The sequence below is a fragment of the Hylemonella sp. GW821-FHT10B10 genome (genome assembly GCF_059415585.1).
In genome coordinates this window covers 220,818-236,365 of the sequence record NZ_JBWKNN010000002.1, presented here as the reverse complement: position 1 = coordinate 236,365, position 15,548 = coordinate 220,818, and the positions used below count along the sequence as shown (strand labels likewise).

Genomic DNA, 15,548 nt, shown 5'->3' with positions numbered 1-15,548 from the left:
GCGCTGGCCTATTTCAGGTCGCCTGCGAGTGAGGCCAGGGTTTCGGCGCTGACCGTGACGTGGGCCGGGTAGTTGGTGTGGTCGCACCCCACCTTGACGCCGGCACCGGCCTTCACGGCTGCGCACATGGCGGGCGTGAGTTCAAAACGAACGAAGTGCACGGCCGAGGTCTTCTCGTCGTTCTCGCGGTCCAGGTCCTCGTCGGCTATCGCGTAGACGCGCGGGTAGCCTTCCACCTCGACGAACATGCGATCTTCCACACCGATCAGGCGGGCCAGTTCGCGTTTGCGTTCGTTGATGTCGGGGTATTCGATCAGCAGGGTGGCCTTCCAGTTGTGGCCCTCGGGCACCAGCGGGGCGTAGGCGTGGATCTCGTCCAGGATGCCTTCCTCTTCGAAGATCTTCTCGATGCGCAGCATCTCCTGGATCTGGTAGCGGATGGTCATTTCGGATTCGAACTGTAGGTTGATGTGTTCGCCCAGCTGCACGCTGCGCAGCTTGCGGTGCGCGATGACATCGCCCTTGTGTTCCTTGCGCCACTTGCTGTAGGCCTCCAGCGACATGAGGTTTTCAGGGGCGATATGGCCAGTGAGTTGCATGATGTCTCCCTGTCGTTTCATTTCAGGCCATAGGCCATGCGCACCAGCGACAGCGGGTGCTGCAGCTCTGGCGCGCCCAGGCCGTTGACCTCGAAACCCTGGGCGATGTGGTGGCCACCCAGGGGGCAGTCCGAACTGATGTAGTCGGGTTGGGCTCCGTCCTTCATGGTGGCCATGGCCTTGAACACCGGCTTGCCGATCTTCAGCGCCTGCTGGTGGTAGGCCTTCTTCACGCCGAAGGTGCCGGCGTGGCCCGAGCAGCGCTCGATGGTGTTGATCGTGGTGTCGGGAATCATCTTGAGCATTTCTTCGGTCTTGCGGCCGATGTTCTGGACGCGGCCGTGGCAGGGGATCTGGTAGCTCACATTGCCCAGCTTTTGCGGAAACTCGGTCTTGAGCAGGCCGTCGCGCTTGCGTGCCATCAGGTATTCGAAGGGGTCCCACATGGCCTGCTTGACCTGCTGCACCGCGACATCATCCGGGTACATCAGCGGGATCTCCTGCTTGAACATCAGTGTGCAGCTGGGCACGGCGGAAAGGATGGCGTAGCCTTCCTTGGCGTAGTGCTGCAACACCGGGATGTTGGCTTCCTTGCTGCAGTGGACCGAGTCCAGATCACCCAGTTCGAGCTTGGGCATGCCGCAGCATTTCTCCTTGTTCACAAGCACATAGGGAATCTCGTTGTGGTCAAGGATCTTGAGCAGGTCGTGGCCGATGCCGGGTTCGTTGTAGTTGACGTAGCAGGTGGCATAGATGGCCACCTTGCCGGGGGTTTTCTCGCCGTTCTTCACTGCATGAGGCTGGCTTTGAGCGGCGCCGGAGCGGAATTTCTGCGTGGCGAAAGAAGGCAGCCAGGCGTCCTTGTCCACCCCCATCACGCTTTCCATGGCGCGGCGCGCGACCGGGGTCTTGCTGACCGCATTCGCCACCTGGACCACGATAGGGATGCCGGCAAAGGAGCCGTGCAGATCAGTGGAAGCCAGCAGCTTTTCACTGGTCTTGACCTCGCCTTTCCTGAACTTGATGGCCTTGGCGCGTAGCATGGTGTGCGGGAAGTCCAGGTTCCATTCATGCGGTGGCGTGTATGGACACTTGGTCATGTAGCACAGGTCGCACATATAGCACTGGTCCACGACCTTCCAGTAGTCCTGCTTGGCCACGCCGTCGACTTCCATGGTGCTGCTCTCGTCCACCAGGTCGAAGAGGGTGGGGAAGGATCCGCACAGGCTCACGCAGCGCCGGCAGCCGTGGCAGATGTCGAAGATGCGCTCGAGCTCCTTGAAGGCGGAGGCCTCGTCGTAGAAGTCGGGATTTTTCCAGTCCAGCGGGTGTCGGGTCGGGGCTTCCAGATTGCCTTCGCTCGCCATGGTGTGTCCTCATTGTTGTGGTCGTTGGGAAAAGGACTCTCGTGGGAGAGCCCTTTTTCCAACCCGCTGCGCGGGTGGGCGCAGCGGGCGGCCGGGGGGATCAGTCCACGAGCTCGTTCAGCGCCTTCTGGTAACGATTGGCGTGCGAGCGCTCGGCCTTGGCCAGGGTCTCGAACCAGTCGGCCACTTCGTCAAAACCTTCTGTCCGGGCGGTCTTGGCCATGCCCGGGTACATGTCGGTGTACTCGTGGGTTTCGCCGGCGACAGCCGATTTCAGGTTGTTGCGGGTCGAGCCTATGGGCAGGCCGGTGGCGGGGTCGCCTGACTGCTCCAGGAACTCGAGGTGGCCGTGGGCATGGCCGGTTTCACCTTCCGCGGTGGAGCGGAACAGCGCTGCCACGTCGTTCTGGCCTTCCACGTCGGCCTTGTTGGCGAAATACAGATAACGACGGTTGGCCTGGGACTCGCCGGCGAAGGCATCCTTCAGGCACTGTTCCGTCTTGGAACCTTTCAGTGCGGGCATGGCTATCTCCTTGAGGGTTGAAAACGCAGAATGCTTTGAACAGGTCAAAGACGAGGAACAGCGTATGCCCGGGCTCTTTGCCGCGTCAAATTGGCACTTTCAATATGTCGAATTGCCCTGCGCTATTGATAATTGCTATTAAGACTTATTCTCAGTAACTATCGGTCTGCGCTCTTCGAGGGGAGAGCTTGAGAGTGGTAGGAGTTACGTTAAAGTGAACCCGTTACGCATGAGTGAATTGTTGACCCGAGGAAACACCATGTCCAGCTCCGCCGGCCTGCCCCCGCCACCACCGATCCAGCAACTGCACCACTACGCCTACCGCGCGCGTGACGCCGAGGAGACGCGGCATTTCTACGAGGACATCCTGGGCCTGCCGCTGTACCACATCATCCAGAGCGACCACGTCCCCAGCACGGGCGAGTACTGTCCCTACACGCACTTCTTCTTCCGCCTGCAGGATGGCTCCTTCATCGCCTTTTTCGATCTGGGCGACGACGTGGCCGCCGAGCCCAGCCCCAACACGCCGCGCTGGGTCAACCACATCGCTTTCCGCGTGGACAGCATTGCCCAGCTCGAGGCCATGAAGGCGCGGCTGCTGGCCAGCGGCATCGAGGTGATCGGCTTGACCGACCACCATGTCTTCAAAAGCATCTATTTCTTCGACCCCAACGGCATCCGGCTCGAACTGTCGGCCCAGGTGGCTGACGAGTTCCAGATGCTCAAGGAAAGCACCACGGCCCACGCACGCCTGAACGAGTGGAGTGCGCGCAAGGCCGTCTGGCGCCAGGAGCGCGCCGCCGGCAAGGTGGCCGCACCACTCAAGCCGCAGCAGAACGACCGGCCCGAGGTCGCGGCACGCAGTTCGCAGAAAGGCCAGGCATGAATGCCGCCTATCGCGATGTGGCCTACACCAACGGCTACGAATTCACCCAGGGTTCGGGCTACGCCTTGCCCGAGTACCCCTTTGTCGAACCCCCGGAACTCAAAAACGGCGCGGTCCGGCGCCACAAGATCGTCATCGTGGGCGCGGGCATCACGGGCCTGACGCTGGCCTGCAGCCTGGCCAGGCTGGGGGTGGACGCCATCCTGCTGGACGAGGACAACACCGTGGGTGTCAAGGGCGCGTCCTCGCGCGGCATCTGCTACACGCAGAAATCGCTGGAGATCTTCCAGCGACTGGGGGTGTACGAGCGCATCGCGGCCAAGGGCATCCAGTGGAGCGTGGGCCGCACCTTTGCCGGCAGGGACGAGGTCTATGCCTTCGACCTGCGGCAGAACAGCAGCTACAGCCTTTCGGCCCAGCCGCCCTTCATCAACATCCAGCAGTTCTACATCGAGGGTTATCTGGTCGAACGCATCCATGAGCTGGGCCATGTGGACCTGCGCTGGAAATCCCGCGTGAGCGGCTTCCGCCAGCAGCAGGGCTACGCCGCGCTGACCGTGGACACGCCCGCCGGCAGTTACACACTGGAAGCCGAGCACGTGATCGACGCGAGCGGCTCGCACACGCCATTTCATGCCTGGACGGGTGTCACCATGAGTTCCCGGCGCGGTGACGACCGCTGGTGCATTGCCGACGTGCGCTTCAAGCATCGCCCGCCGCAGGAGCGCCACACCTGGATCGAGGCGCCTTTCAATGGCAACCGCGCCGTCTGGCAGCACCTGATGGGCGACGAAGTCTGGCGCATCGACTACCAGATGGAGCCTGGTGCCGACCCCGAGGCCGTGAGCCGCGAGGAGGTGGTGCGCGAGCGTCTCAAGGGGCAGTTCGGCCCGGATGTGGATTGCGAGATCGTCTGGGTGGGGCCCTACGCCTACCGAAGCCAGTGCCTGGACCAGCTGCGTGTCGGCAACGTGTATTTCATGGGTGACACGGCCAAGATCGTCAGCCCCTTTGGCGCGCGCGGCGGCAACACCGGTGTGGCCGATGCCGACAACCTGGCCTGGAAGCTCGCCGCCGTGCTGCGCGGCCAGGCGCCGGGGAGCCTGCTGGACAGCTACCAGGAGGAACGCCACGAGGCTGCTGTGCAGAACGTCATGGTGACCAACCGCACCGCGCGTTTCCTGCGCCCGGCCGATGGCATGGAGCGCACCTTCCGAACTGCGGCCATCGGGCTGGCGCGCCAGTACCCCTTTGCCCGCGCGCTGATCAACACCGGCCGCATGGCTGTGGCCAACAGCTACACGCACTCCGGCATCTGCGACCGCACGGGTGGTCTCTCGGTGCAGAACGTGAACTTTCGCTGGGCCGATGGCAGGACGGGATGCGTCAACGAGCTGATCGCCTGGGCCGCTGGCCAGTTGCTGGTGCTGGTGTTTGGGGACATCTCCGCAGCGGCGGCCCAGCGTCTGCAGCATCTGGGCCTTGCCGCCCCGGTGCGCTGCGTGCAGGTTCTGGGGCCGGACACGATGCCGCAAGCCGTGGAGCACGTGATCGACCCCCAGGGCCATCTGCAGGGCGCCTGCCACGTCTTCGGCCATGCCTGGGCCCTGGTCCGGCCCGATGCCTACATTGCCGCTACCGGGGAAAGCGTGGACGCCGGCCTGATCCAGGCGATCGAACGCGCCATCGGCATCCAGCCCTGAGGAGAAGACATGAAAACCACCCCCCATTTCCAGGATGCCGACACCTTCTACGAGCAGCTGTTGGACGCCCACGCTGGCCTGACCCGTGAACAATCCGAGTTGCTCAATGCCCGGCTGATCCTGTTGCTGGCCAACCAGGTTGGCAGCCGCGACGTGCTGGCCGAATGCATCCGGGCGGCCCGCGAGCTGCCACAGACGGCTTAAGACGGTTTTCAGGCGGCCTGCCCGGTAAAATCGGGGCAGTTCCCAGACACACCAAGGAACGGCGCTCTTTTGGGCGCCGTTTCGCATTTCCAGTACGCACATGACCGACACCGTCCAGCAACCGGGCCTCAACAGCCTGTCCAAGTCCTTCGAACCGGCCGCGCTCGAGGCCCAGTGGGGCCCTGAGTGGGAAAAGCGGGGTTATGGCGCTGCCGGTTTCCGCGGCACGGGCAAGGCCAAGGCGGGTGCGCCGTCCTTCGCCATCCAGCTGCCGCCGCCCAATGTGACGGGCACGCTGCACATGGGTCACGCCTTCAACCAGACCATCATGGACTCGCTCACGCGTTACCACCGCATGGCGGGGGCCAACACGGTCTGGGTGCCAGGCACCGACCACGCGGGTATCGCCACGCAGATCGTGGTGGAGCGCCAGCTGCAGGAACAGAAGATCAGCCGCCACGACCTGGGCCGCAAGAACTTCGTGGCCCGTGTCTGGGAGTGGAAGGAGCAATCGGGCAACACCATCACCACGCAGATGCGTCGTATGGGCGACAGCGTGGACTGGAGCCGCGAGTACTTCACCATGGATGACAAGCTGTCCAAGGTGGTGACCGAGACCTTCGTGCGCCTGTACGAACAGGGCCTGATCTACCGCGGCAAGCGCCTGGTCAATTGGGACCCGGTGTTGCAGTCCGCCGTCTCCGACCTGGAAGTCGAGAGCGAAGAGAAGGACGGTTCGCTCTGGCACATCCGCTATCCGCTGGCCGATGGTTCGGACAGTCTGGTGGTGGCCACCACACGCCCCGAGACCATGCTGGGCGACGTGGCCGTGATGGTGCACCCCGAGGACGAGCGCTACAAGCACCTGATCGGCAAGATGGTGACTCTGCCACTGGTGGGCCGTCAGATCCCCGTGATCGCCGACGAGTACGTGGACAAGACCTTCGGCACCGGCGTGGTCAAGGTCACACCTGCGCACGACTACAACGACTACCAGGTGGGCCAGCGCCACAAACTGGAGATGATCTGCATCCTCACACTGCAGGCCACCATCGACGACAACGCCCCCGAGGCCTACCGCGGCCTGGACCGCTTTGTCGCGCGCAAGACCATCGTCAAGGACCTGGAGGCCCAGGGCCTGCTGGTCGAGACCAAGAAGCACAAGCTCATGGTGCCCATCTGCACGCGCACGGGCCAGGTCGTCGAGCCCATGCTCACCGACCAGTGGTTCGTGGCCACAAGCAAGGTGAGCGACAAGGACCCCACTGGCAAGAGCATCGCGCAGAAGGCCATCGACGCCGTGGCGACCGGCCAGGTGAAGTTCGTGCCCGAGAACTGGGTCAACACCTACAACCAGTGGATGAACAACATCCAGGACTGGTGCATTTCTCGCCAGCTCTGGTGGGGCCACCAGATCCCGGCCTGGTATGACGAAGACGGCAATGTGATCGTCGCGCGCAGCGAAGCCGAGGCACAGGCCAAGGCGCCGGGCAAGAAGCTTGTGCGTGACGAAGACGTGCTTGACACCTGGTACTCCTCGGGTCTCGTGCCCTTCAGCACCATGGGCTGGCCCGAGCAGACCGAAGACTTCGATCTTTATCTGCCCTCGTCCGTGCTGGTCACGGGCTACGACATCATCTTCTTCTGGGTCGCCCGCATGATCATGCTCACGACCCATTTCACGGGCAAGGTGCCTTTCAAGCACGTCTACATCCACGGCCTGGTGCTCGATGCGCAGGGCAAGAAGATGAGCAAGTCCGAGGGCAATGTGCTGGACCCGGTCGATCTGATCGATGGCATCGCGCTTGCGCAGCTGCTGGAAAAACGCACCCAGGGCCTGCGCAAACCCGAGAGTGCCCCTCAGGTGCGCAAGAACACCGAGAAGGAATTCCCCGAGGGCATTCCCGGCTACGGCGCCGATGCGCTGCGCTTTACCTTCGCGGCCATGGCCACGCTGGGCCGCAGCGTCAACTTCGACAGCAAGCGCTGCGAGGGGTATCGCAACTTCTGCAACAAGCTCTGGAACGCCACGCGTTTCGTGCTGATGAACTGCGAGGGCCATGACTGCGGCCTCAAGGAACACGGTGCCGGGGAATGCCTGCCTGGTGGCTACCTGGAGTTCAGCGCGGCCGACCGCTGGATCGTCTCGCTGCTGCAGCAGGTCGAGGCGCAGGTGGCCCAGGGCTTTGCCGATTACCGCCTGGATGTGGTGGCCAACACCATCTACGACTTTGTCTGGAACGAGTTCTGCGACTGGTACCTGGAAATCGCCAAAGTGCAGATCAACGGCGGCAACGACGCGCAAAAGCGAGGCACGCGTCGCACCCTGATCCGCACGCTCGAAACCATCATGCGCCTGGCGCATCCGCTGATTCCCTTCATCACCGAAGAGCTCTGGCAGAAGGTCGCCCCGGTGGCCGGCCGTGCCGGCGAGTCGGTCAGCGTGGCGGCCTACCCGGTGAGCCAGCCCGAGCGCATCGACACCGCAGCCATGGCCGAAGTGGCCCGCCTGCGTCTCTTCGTCGATGCCTGCCGCAACCTGCGCGGCGAGATGAGCGTCTCGCCATCCACCCGCCTGCCCCTGTACGCCATGGCTGGCAACGCCAATGAGGCAGCGTTCCTGGAGCAGTGGGCGCCGGTGCTGCAGGCGCTGGCCAAGCTCAGCGAGGTCAAGGTGTTCAAGGTCGAAGCCGAGTGGGCCGCTGCCGCCCAGGCTGCGCCCGTGGCCGTGGTGGGTGAGGCCCGCCTCTGCCTGCACATGGAAGTGGACGTGGCGGCCGAGAAGGCTCGCTTGTCCAAGGAAGCCGCGCGCCTGGAGGGCGAGATTGCCAAAGCCCGGGCCAAGCTGTCCAACGAGGCCTTTGTGGCCAAGGCGCCGCCGGCCGTGATCGAGCAGGAGAACAAACGTGTGAACGATTTCACGGCGACGCTGGCGAAGTTGCGTGACCAGCTTGCGAGGCTCAAGTGACAAGACAGAATTGACACATTGCTAAGGGAGAATCTTCGAATGACACAAAAGATCAAGACCGCCGTATTCCCCGTTGCCGGCCTGGGCACGCGTTTCCTGCCCGCCACCAAGGCGGCGCCCAAGGAGATGCTGCCAGTGGTCGACAAGCCGCTGATCCAGTATGCGGTGGAAGAGGCCTACGCCGCCGGTATCCGCCACATGGTTTTCGTGACCGGGCGGAACAAGCGTGCCATCGAAGACCATTTCGACACCGCCTACGAGCTGGAGAACGAGCTGGAGCATGCCGGCAAGCAGGCCCTGCTGGACCTCGTGCATTCGGTCTCACCCAGTGACATGCTTTGCACCTACGTGCGCCAGCCGCGCGCCCTGGGTCTGGGCCATGCCGTGCTTTGCGCTGAGCATCTGACCGAAGGATCACCTTTTGCAGTCTTGCTGGCGGACGACCTGATGATGGGCCCGCCGGGTGGCCAGCATGTGCTGGCCCAGATGGCCGACGTTTATCAGCGTCTGGGGCGCTCGGTGCTGGCGGTGCAGGAGGTGCCGCAGGACCAGGTGCGCCGTTACGGCATCGTAGCCGGCACGAGCGCAGGGGAGCGGCTCATGCAGATCGAGCGTATTGTCGAGAAGCCGGCACCCGAAGTCGCGCCCTCGCGCCTTGCTGTGGCGGGTCGGTACATCCTGACCCCGGCCGTGTTCGATCAGATCCGCCAGCAGCCGCGCGGCGCGGGCGGCGAGATCCAGCTCACCGATGGCATTGCCGGTCTGTTGAAGCACGAGGCGGCCTACGCCTACACCTATGCCGGCAAGCGTTACGACTGCGGCAGCAAGGAAGGTTTTCTGGAAGCCACTGTGGAACTGGCCCTGGCGCACCCCGAGGTGGGTGCCCATTTCCGTGAATACCTCAAGACCCTGAAGGTATGAGGCTGGTGGCCGGCGCGAAGCCGGCCGGGTGTCTCATCGACGCTTGAGGACGTGGATGTAGTCCTTGCCTTCGGTGACCTGTTCCAGGAGTTCGTTGCCGGTCTGCTTGGCAAAGGCCGCGAAGTCGCGCACCGAGCCGGAGTCGGTGGCGACCACGCGCAGCGTCTGGCCGCTGGTCATTTCCGCCAGGGCCTTCTTGGCCTTGAGGATGGGCAGGGGGCAGTTCAGGCCGCGGGTGTCGAGTTCTCGGTCGATGTTCATCACAAGTCCGGTATATCAAGAACTGCTTATTTTAAGCAATCCGGAAATCAGATGGCTGGTGTGGGGTCGGCTGGTCGTGACCACTCGATGAACTGGGGTTCATGGCCGCGGGTACGCAGCCAGTCGGCCAGGGCGTAGCCGGTGCCCGCGGGCCAGCATTTGACCTTGTCGGGCGTGAACAGCCGGTAGTCCACCAACTCGGGCGAAAGCTTCACCTCGCCTTCGCAGCGCGCATGGTAGGCAATGATCACCTGGTTCATGCGCTGGAAGTCGTAGACGCCTATCAGGCTAAGCTCTATCGCCTGCAGGTTGGTCTCTTCCTGGATTTCGCGCGCAATGCCCTCTTGTGGGGTCTCGCCAGCCTCCATGAATCCGGTGATCAGCGCGTACATCTTGCCTTCCCAGGCGGCATTGCGCGCCAGCAGGATATGGCCCTGGTATTCCACCACGGCGGCGAGCACCGGGGTGGGGTTGTTCCAATGTGTCCAGGCGCAGGCCGGGCAGCGCAGGCGCTCCTTGGCGCCGCCGTCTTCCTGTTGGCTGATCAGAGCCAGCGGGGTGGCGCAGGCCGGGCAGTACTGGAAGTTCTGGCTCATCAGGCCGAAAGTCAGGCGGGAAAAACGCCGGTGGACAGGTACCGGTCGCCGCGGTCGCAGACCACGAAAACGATGGTGGCGTTCTTCTCGCGCGCGGCGATCTGCTGCGCAACCCAGCAGGCGCCTGCGGCCGAGATGCCGGCGAAGATGCCTTCCTCGCGCGCCAGTCGGCGGCACATCTCCTCGGCGTCGCTCTGGCTTACATAGACCAGTTCATCCACGGACTTGGGATCGTAGATCTTGGGCAGGTATTCCTCGGGCCACTTGCGTATGCCGGGAATGCGCGAGCCCTCGCTGGGCTGGGCGCCGATGATCTTGATAGCCGGGTTCTTTTCCTTGAGGAAGCGCGACACACCGGTGATGGTGCCCGTGGTGCCCATGGCGCTCACGAAATGCGTGATGTTGCCCTTGGTCTGTTCCCAGAGCTCCGGGCCCGTCGTCTCGTAGTGGATGCGCGGGTTGTCCGGGTTGGCGAACTGGTCCAGCACACGGCCCTTGCCGCTCTTTTCCATCTGCTCGGACAGGTCGCGCGCGTACTCCATGCCGCCAGACTTCGGGGTGAGGATCAGCTCGGCGCCAAAGGCCTTCATGGTCTGCGCCCGTTCGATGGACAGGTCCTCCGGCATGATCAGCACCATACGGTAGCCCTTGATGGCCGCGGCCATGGCCAGGGCAATGCCGGTGTTGCCCGAGGTGGCTTCGATCAGCGTGTCGCCGGGCTTGATCTCGCCGCGCTCTTCTGCGCGTTTGATCATGGACAGGGCGGGGCGGTCCTTGACCGAACCGGCCGGGTTGTTGCCTTCGAGCTTGCCGAGGATGACGTTGCCGCGTTCGGTGTTTTCGGCGGCGCCGATGCGCTGCAGGGCCACCAGCGGCGTCTTGCCGATGGCGTCTTCAATGGTCGGGTAGTTCATGACCGCCACTGTGCCATAATTTCGGCCTTCTCTCCCTCTTGCCCGGGTGGTGAAATTGGTAGACGCAGGGGACTCAAAATCCCCCGCCGCAAGGCGTGCCGGTTCGATTCCGGCCCCGGGCACCACCTCCTTGAATAATTGGTCGGTTTGCACTCGCGAACCGGCCCGCCCAAGGCGGTATTGTTGAAGCGCACTTCATGCCCGGGTTCGATTCCGGCCCCGGGCACCTTGCTCCCCGATCTGATGTTTCTCAAGCCAGCGGCGTGTGCATGGCTGGCGTATGTGCGCCTGCTCAGTAGCGTTCGCGCAGGTAGATGTACGGAGCCTTGGGACTGCCGAAACGGATACGGGCGGCGGGGGCGCGGTCGGCACTGCTGCCGCACCAGTTGGCCAGCAGGAAACTCAGGTCGGGGCTGGGGGCGGTGCCGGTGCCCGCCGCCGGGCCCGTGGTCCAGTTGCCGCACCAGTTGCTGTTGGCTACGCCCGCGCCGAGGTTGAGCACCAGGTCCAAACTGCCAGCGCCCTTGACAACTGGCGTAATGCGAAAGTTGGTGACGCCGCCTGTCATCGTGGCGGCAGGACTCAACGCCAAGCTGGCGCTGGTGACGTTCAGGCTGGAGCCGCTGGCCGGGGTGACATTACCCACGGCCAGGGTTGTGGCGCCCAGCGTCGTGCACTTGTCATCGGTGTTGAGCTGCCAAGTTGTCCCGTTCCAGTATTCGGCGCGCACAGGCACCAGCAAGGGCAGCGCGTCGGAACCATAGGCATTGAGCAGATTGAGCCGCCCCAGCACCATGCCCGTGCTACCCAGTTTTTTCGCGTTGCAGGCTGCGCCGCTGCAGGTACCCGTGCTGCCGGCGTTCATATCGGCTGCAGCCATGACGGCTGTGCCGTCGGTGACCTGCACGCCCAGGTCCAGGCTCCAGAAGGGGTTACCGGCGTTCGCGCGTGTGCTGGTGCATTGCGTCGGCGTGCTGGCATCCAGTGCGCCCGGTGCGGCCGTGCCCGGGCGGCTGAAGCTGGCGGTGGCTGTCGAGGCCGTGTAGACCCCGGCCACCCAAGTGGCGCTGGGCGCGCCGCTGAGGCGGCTGACCAGATCGCAACTCTGGTTGGCCGCGGTCTGGTCTTCGGCCACCAGGGCCGGTGTCGGCAACACACCCGCCCCATACAGGGCCGCTGCGTAGTTCACGGTCTTGGCATCGGAACCGTTGCGTGCCTCGAGCTGGTAGGCCACACCCAGGCGTGCCTGGCCCATATAGGTGAAGTTGCGCGTGGTCCCGGTACAGGAGGGTGTGACGCTGCCCGAGACCAGGGTGAAATGGTCCGGGATGAAACGGCCGAACAAGGCGGTGGTGGCCGTGATGCCAAAGTTGCAACCGAATTTCCCGTAATTGGTGTTGGTGAGGAAAGTGCCGCTGGTGTCGCGTGTATTGGCGTAGCTGTTGGCGATGCAGTCAGAGGTCTGGTCTACCGCAGTCCAGGTGCTGTCGTACACCCCCCGCGCTGAAGTGGTGTCGCTGGCCGGGTTGTAGCCGAGGAACTGGAAGTGCCCCACCTCGCTGTAGGTGAAGGTGCCCGTGGAGCTTGACGCGCTGGCCACCGGGAAGCTGCCGGGGCTGACCGTGCCCAGAGTCCAGCTGGTGGTATCGGTCCTCATGGCCACGCCCCGGGGGGGGGTAAAGGCGGAATCCGTGGTGTTGTTGATGGTGGGCACGGCGGCTGCCCCGGCATAACCGGACGTGGCCGTGCCGACCGTCATGGTGAAAGTGTCGGTCCCGGCACGGAAGACGGGCGTGCCCGTGTACGTGCTGTTGCTGGCGGTGGTCGTGAGGCTGTTGAAATTGAGCGGACGCACCGAGAAAGCGTCGGTGGAGCAGGCCCAGGTGCCGTTGGCGTTGATGGTGGTCCCGTCGCTGACCAATGCCACCAGGTTGCTCCAGGCGTTGTTGATGGTGAAGTCGGCGCTCTGCTTCTGCCCCGCGTTCGACGCTGCGAAGCTCAGGGTTTGCGTACCGCCAGTTACGGCGCTTTTACTCTGGCAAGTCGCGCTGCAGTAGTTGGCTTGCGAGCTGTTGAGCACGCAGGCGCCGTCACTGTTGTCCACCAGCTTGACGTTGACATTCTTGGTACCTGAGAGAACGTACCCGGTCTGGATCTGGTTGTTGCTGATGGCGGCCACGTTCAGCTTGAAGGGGATGCCGGCCAGCTTGGTGTAGATGCGGCCGGTCAGGTAGTTTTGTACTGCGATGGCGGGTGTGCCATAGGCCTCGTCGATGACCGCAAAACCCGAAGCTACGCCACCGCTGGGCGGCACGAGAGCGCTTGCACAAATGCGCAGGCTGTCGATCTCGTGGATGTTGGTCGAACCGCCCGTAGAGCCGGTGAAGGAGATCTGCCAGTTGGCGGGCACCGCGGCCTGTGTGAAGCCCAGCGTGACGGCACGGGCAAAGGCGTCAAAGGAAGGGATCAGGGCCGTGTAGCTGTTGCCTACGCCCGTGGTGTCCCGGTTCACGACCACGAAGGTCTGCGGGGTGGTGGCACCGGCATTGCGCGCGTCCACCACGATCTGGTAGCGGTGTCCGGGCGAGCGTGTGGTGGAGCCGGCGTTGTCGATGGCGGGTGACAGGTTGGCGGCCGTGCCCTGCAGCCAGCGATAGCCCGTGGTGCCGGTGCCTGAGCCCCTTATGCCAACTGAATCGACATAAAAGCCCGGGCCGCCCACGCGCCCCTCGGTCGGGTTCTGGTAGTTGCCGTATTCGTCCAGCGCCACGCCGATCCAGCCGCCGGCGAACCCGTTGATGGCGGTCTGCTGCGCATAACCGAGTGATCCGCCATAAGCGCCAGGAACGGCCGGCACGGTGTAGTCCGACAGCGTGACGGCAATGCCGTCGGCGCCGCTGCCGTTGTAGGCATAGTGCAGGAATTCGACAGAGATGTAGTTGCCGGCGGCCGGGAAAGCGGCTGGCACGGTGGCTGCCTTGGCATTGTTGCCAGTGTTGTTGGTCAGGCGCAGCACATTACTGTTGGCAATGCTGGGCTGGATGCCGGTGCTGTCGCTGATGGAGGTGATCCAGTTCTGGCCAAAGATGGTTGAGGGGTCCAGGCTGGTGCGGTTGAAGTTGTCGCAGACGCAGGTCACGTTGACGCCGCTGGGGATGTTGGTCGGCGGGTTGCAAGGGGCATCGGTGACGTTGTAGACCTCGCCGGTGAAGTTGCCGTTGCCGGTGCCCGTGCCGCCCAGGCGGTTGCTCGCAGCATCGAGGATGGTGTCGTTGTCCACCAGGTTCAGGCCCAGGGTACCCAGGCCCACGCCAGTGCTGGCCGTGACCGTCCAGGTCGTGCCGCTGCCCGTGACACTGGTGATGGCAGCGCTGCTCACGCCGGTCTGCACCAGGGCGAAGTCGGCTGCGTCCACGGCTGTGACGCTTTCGCTGAAGATGACAGTCCATGACACGCTGGCCGCGCCCGCCGTCGGGTTGGGGCTGGCAGCGGCGATGGAGCTGACCGTCGGGGCCGTGCGGTCGATGTCGTAGACCGCGCCGGTGAAGTTGCCGTTGCCCGTGCCGGTGCCGCCCAGGCGGTTAAGCAGTGCATCCTGGATGGAGTCGTCGTCGACCAGATTCAACCCCAGGTTGCCGTTGCCGCTGCCTGTGTTGGCCGTCACGGTCCAGGTCGTGCCACTGCCCGTCACAGTGGTGAGGCTGGCGCCCGTCACGCCGTTGGTGGCGACCAAAGCAAAGTCCGCCGTGCCTACGCCAGTGACAGCTTTGCTGAAGGTGACGGTCCAGGTGACACTGGTGGCCCCTGTGGGGTTTGCGCTGCCCAGAGCGATGGAGCTGACCGTGGGGGGGGTGCGGTCTATGGTGTAGGTTGCGCCGACGCCTCCGGTCAGGCTGCCATTGCCGTTACCGGTGCCACCCAGCGCAACGCTATTGCTCACGATGCTGTCGTTGTCGACCAGATTCAGGCTCAGGGTGCCAGAGCCGCTGCCCGTGCTGGCGGTCACGGTACAGGTGGTGCCGCTGCAACTGCTGGTGCCTGTGATGGCCGCGCCAGTGACCCCGCCGGACTGGGTCAGACTGAAGTCCGAGGTGTCTACGCCGGTGACGCTGGCGGAGAAAGTCACCGTCCAGGTGACGCTGGCAGCGGCTGTAGGGCTGGCAGCCGCGATGGCAATGCTGTTCACGGTCGGGTAGACCGTGAGCGCGTTATTCATGGTGTAAGCGTTGAAAGTGGCGGCCGCGCCCGTGCAGTCATTTGAGTTGTAGGCTATCAGGGTGAGGTTATAGACCCCGGGTGCTGTCGGTGCCGTGATGCCATAGGCGCCGCTGTTGGTGCCGCTGCCATTGAAGTTGGGAGTAGTGTTGCAAGTGACTGTGCCGCCGCTGAATTGCCACGAGAAAGAACTCCAGTCGTTTGCTGTTCCACTGCCCGAAGTCGTCACGCTCAAGGTGACGTTGACACTGCTGCCGCCGGTGACGGAATTGCTGCTTAGAAAGGTCGAGGCGGCGCCAGTATTGATCGTGATAGCGGCCTGGGCCACCCCTGCCATGCACATGGCCAGACAGATCAGCAGGTGATGCAAGCGGGTTTTCATGTTGGTATC

At 63.8% G+C, this 15,548-nt stretch carries 12 protein-coding genes and 1 tRNA gene; 6 read left to right on the top strand and 7 right to left on the bottom strand.

Translation table 11 applies throughout. From position 1 onward, the window contains the following. Positions 1 to 8: 8 nt before the first annotated feature. The 3 genes from AC07NT_RS11320 to AC07NT_RS11310 all read right to left on the bottom strand — a co-directional run bounded on the left by AC07NT_RS11320 (position 9) and on the right by AC07NT_RS11310 (position 2,489). Positions 9 to 599 (bottom strand): DUF3501 family protein, encoded by a 591-nt coding sequence (locus AC07NT_RS11320; protein WP_498598926.1) that lies wholly within the window; start codon positions 597 to 599, stop codon positions 9 to 11. A gap of 17 nt (positions 600 to 616) precedes the next feature. Next, complete coding sequence (locus tag AC07NT_RS11315; RefSeq protein WP_498598927.1) at positions 617 to 1,966, bottom strand: (Fe-S)-binding protein; 1,350 nt, start codon at positions 1,964 to 1,966, stop codon at positions 617 to 619. 100 nt (positions 1,967 to 2,066) lie between these two features. Beyond that, positions 2,067 to 2,489: a rubrerythrin family protein gene (locus tag AC07NT_RS11310; protein WP_498598928.1), complete on the bottom strand. Its 423-nt coding sequence runs from the start codon at positions 2,487 to 2,489 to the stop codon at positions 2,067 to 2,069. A gap of 259 nt (positions 2,490 to 2,748) precedes the next feature. Between AC07NT_RS11310 and AC07NT_RS11305 the strand changes: the two genes are divergently transcribed. The 5 genes from AC07NT_RS11305 to galU all read left to right on the top strand — a co-directional run bounded on the left by AC07NT_RS11305 (position 2,749) and on the right by galU (position 9,171). After that, positions 2,749 to 3,375, top strand: coding sequence for a VOC family protein (locus AC07NT_RS11305; protein WP_498598929.1), 627 nt, complete (start codon positions 2,749 to 2,751; stop codon positions 3,373 to 3,375). Then, positions 3,372 to 5,078, top strand: coding sequence for an FAD-dependent oxidoreductase (locus AC07NT_RS11300; protein ID WP_498598930.1), 1,707 nt, complete (start codon positions 3,372 to 3,374; stop codon positions 5,076 to 5,078). Before AC07NT_RS11305 ends, AC07NT_RS11300 begins: the two co-directional genes overlap by 4 nt. Positions 5,079 to 5,087: 9 nt before the next feature. After that, entirely contained in the window at positions 5,088 to 5,282 is a 195-nt protein-coding gene (locus AC07NT_RS11295; protein ID WP_498598931.1) for a DUF2783 domain-containing protein, read from the top strand. Between the two features lie 100 nt (positions 5,283 to 5,382). Further along, positions 5,383 to 8,250: a valine--tRNA ligase gene (locus tag AC07NT_RS11290; protein WP_498598932.1), complete on the top strand. Its 2,868-nt coding sequence runs from the start codon at positions 5,383 to 5,385 to the stop codon at positions 8,248 to 8,250. Positions 8,251 to 8,289: 39 nt separating this feature from the next. Beyond that, positions 8,290 to 9,171: a UTP--glucose-1-phosphate uridylyltransferase GalU gene (galU, locus tag AC07NT_RS11285; RefSeq protein ID WP_498598933.1), complete on the top strand. Its 882-nt coding sequence runs from the start codon at positions 8,290 to 8,292 to the stop codon at positions 9,169 to 9,171. A 33-nt stretch (positions 9,172 to 9,204) separates the two neighbouring features. Here galU and AC07NT_RS11280 read toward each other — a convergent pair whose 3' ends face one another. Genes AC07NT_RS11280 through cysM form a run of 3 tightly spaced genes read right to left on the bottom strand, consistent with a single transcriptional unit; the run spans position 9,205 to position 10,942 of the window. After that, positions 9,205 to 9,432 carry a sulfurtransferase TusA family protein gene (locus AC07NT_RS11280; protein ID WP_460489006.1) on the bottom strand — a complete coding sequence of 76 codons (228 nt, stop codon included), beginning with the start codon at positions 9,430 to 9,432 and terminating at the stop codon, positions 9,205 to 9,207. 47 nt (positions 9,433 to 9,479) lie between these two features. Further along, a complete protein-coding gene (locus AC07NT_RS11275; protein ID WP_498598934.1) occupies positions 9,480 to 10,028 on the bottom strand; it encodes an NUDIX domain-containing protein in 549 nt (182 codons plus the stop codon). Positions 10,029 to 10,039: 11 nt separating this feature from the next. After that, on the bottom strand, positions 10,040 to 10,942 hold the full coding sequence (cysM, locus tag AC07NT_RS11270) for a cysteine synthase CysM (RefSeq protein WP_498598935.1): 903 nt from the start codon (positions 10,940 to 10,942) through the stop codon (positions 10,040 to 10,042). 40 nt (positions 10,943 to 10,982) lie between these two features. On the opposite strand from cysM, the gene AC07NT_RS11265 reads away from it, so the two are divergent. After that, positions 10,983 to 11,067, top strand: a tRNA-Leu gene (locus AC07NT_RS11265). A 167-nt stretch (positions 11,068 to 11,234) separates the two neighbouring features. Here the strand turns inward: AC07NT_RS11265 and AC07NT_RS11260 are convergent. Continuing rightward, positions 11,235 to 15,539 (bottom strand): hypothetical protein, encoded by a 4,305-nt coding sequence (locus tag AC07NT_RS11260; protein ID WP_498598936.1) that lies wholly within the window; start codon positions 15,537 to 15,539, stop codon positions 11,235 to 11,237. Positions 15,540 to 15,548: the final 9 nt, after the last annotated feature.

Excerpts from the sequence above, each read along its gene's own strand:
- AC07NT_RS11320 (WP_498598926.1), bottom strand. The coding sequence starts at position 599 with ATGCAACTCACTGGCCATATCGCCCCTGAAAACCTCATGTCGCTGGAG.
- AC07NT_RS11315 (WP_498598927.1), bottom strand. The coding sequence starts at position 1,966 with ATGGCGAGCGAAGGCAATCTGGAAGCCCCGACCCGACACCCGCTGGAC.
- AC07NT_RS11310 (WP_498598928.1), bottom strand. The coding sequence starts at position 2,489 with ATGCCCGCACTGAAAGGTTCCAAGACGGAACAGTGCCTGAAGGATGCC.
- AC07NT_RS11305 (WP_498598929.1), top strand. The coding sequence starts at position 2,749 with ATGTCCAGCTCCGCCGGCCTGCCCCCGCCACCACCGATCCAGCAACTG.
- AC07NT_RS11300 (WP_498598930.1), top strand. The coding sequence starts at position 3,372 with ATGAATGCCGCCTATCGCGATGTGGCCTACACCAACGGCTACGAATTC.
- AC07NT_RS11295 (WP_498598931.1), top strand. The coding sequence starts at position 5,088 with ATGAAAACCACCCCCCATTTCCAGGATGCCGACACCTTCTACGAGCAG.
- AC07NT_RS11290 (WP_498598932.1), top strand. The coding sequence starts at position 5,383 with ATGACCGACACCGTCCAGCAACCGGGCCTCAACAGCCTGTCCAAGTCC.
- galU (WP_498598933.1), top strand. The coding sequence starts at position 8,290 with ATGACACAAAAGATCAAGACCGCCGTATTCCCCGTTGCCGGCCTGGGC.
- AC07NT_RS11280 (WP_460489006.1), bottom strand. The coding sequence starts at position 9,432 with ATGAACATCGACCGAGAACTCGACACCCGCGGCCTGAACTGCCCCCTG.
- AC07NT_RS11275 (WP_498598934.1), bottom strand. The coding sequence starts at position 10,028 with ATGAGCCAGAACTTCCAGTACTGCCCGGCCTGCGCCACCCCGCTGGCT.
- cysM (WP_498598935.1), bottom strand. The coding sequence starts at position 10,942 with ATGAACTACCCGACCATTGAAGACGCCATCGGCAAGACGCCGCTGGTG.
- AC07NT_RS11260 (WP_498598936.1), bottom strand. The coding sequence starts at position 15,539 with ATGAAAACCCGCTTGCATCACCTGCTGATCTGTCTGGCCATGTGCATG.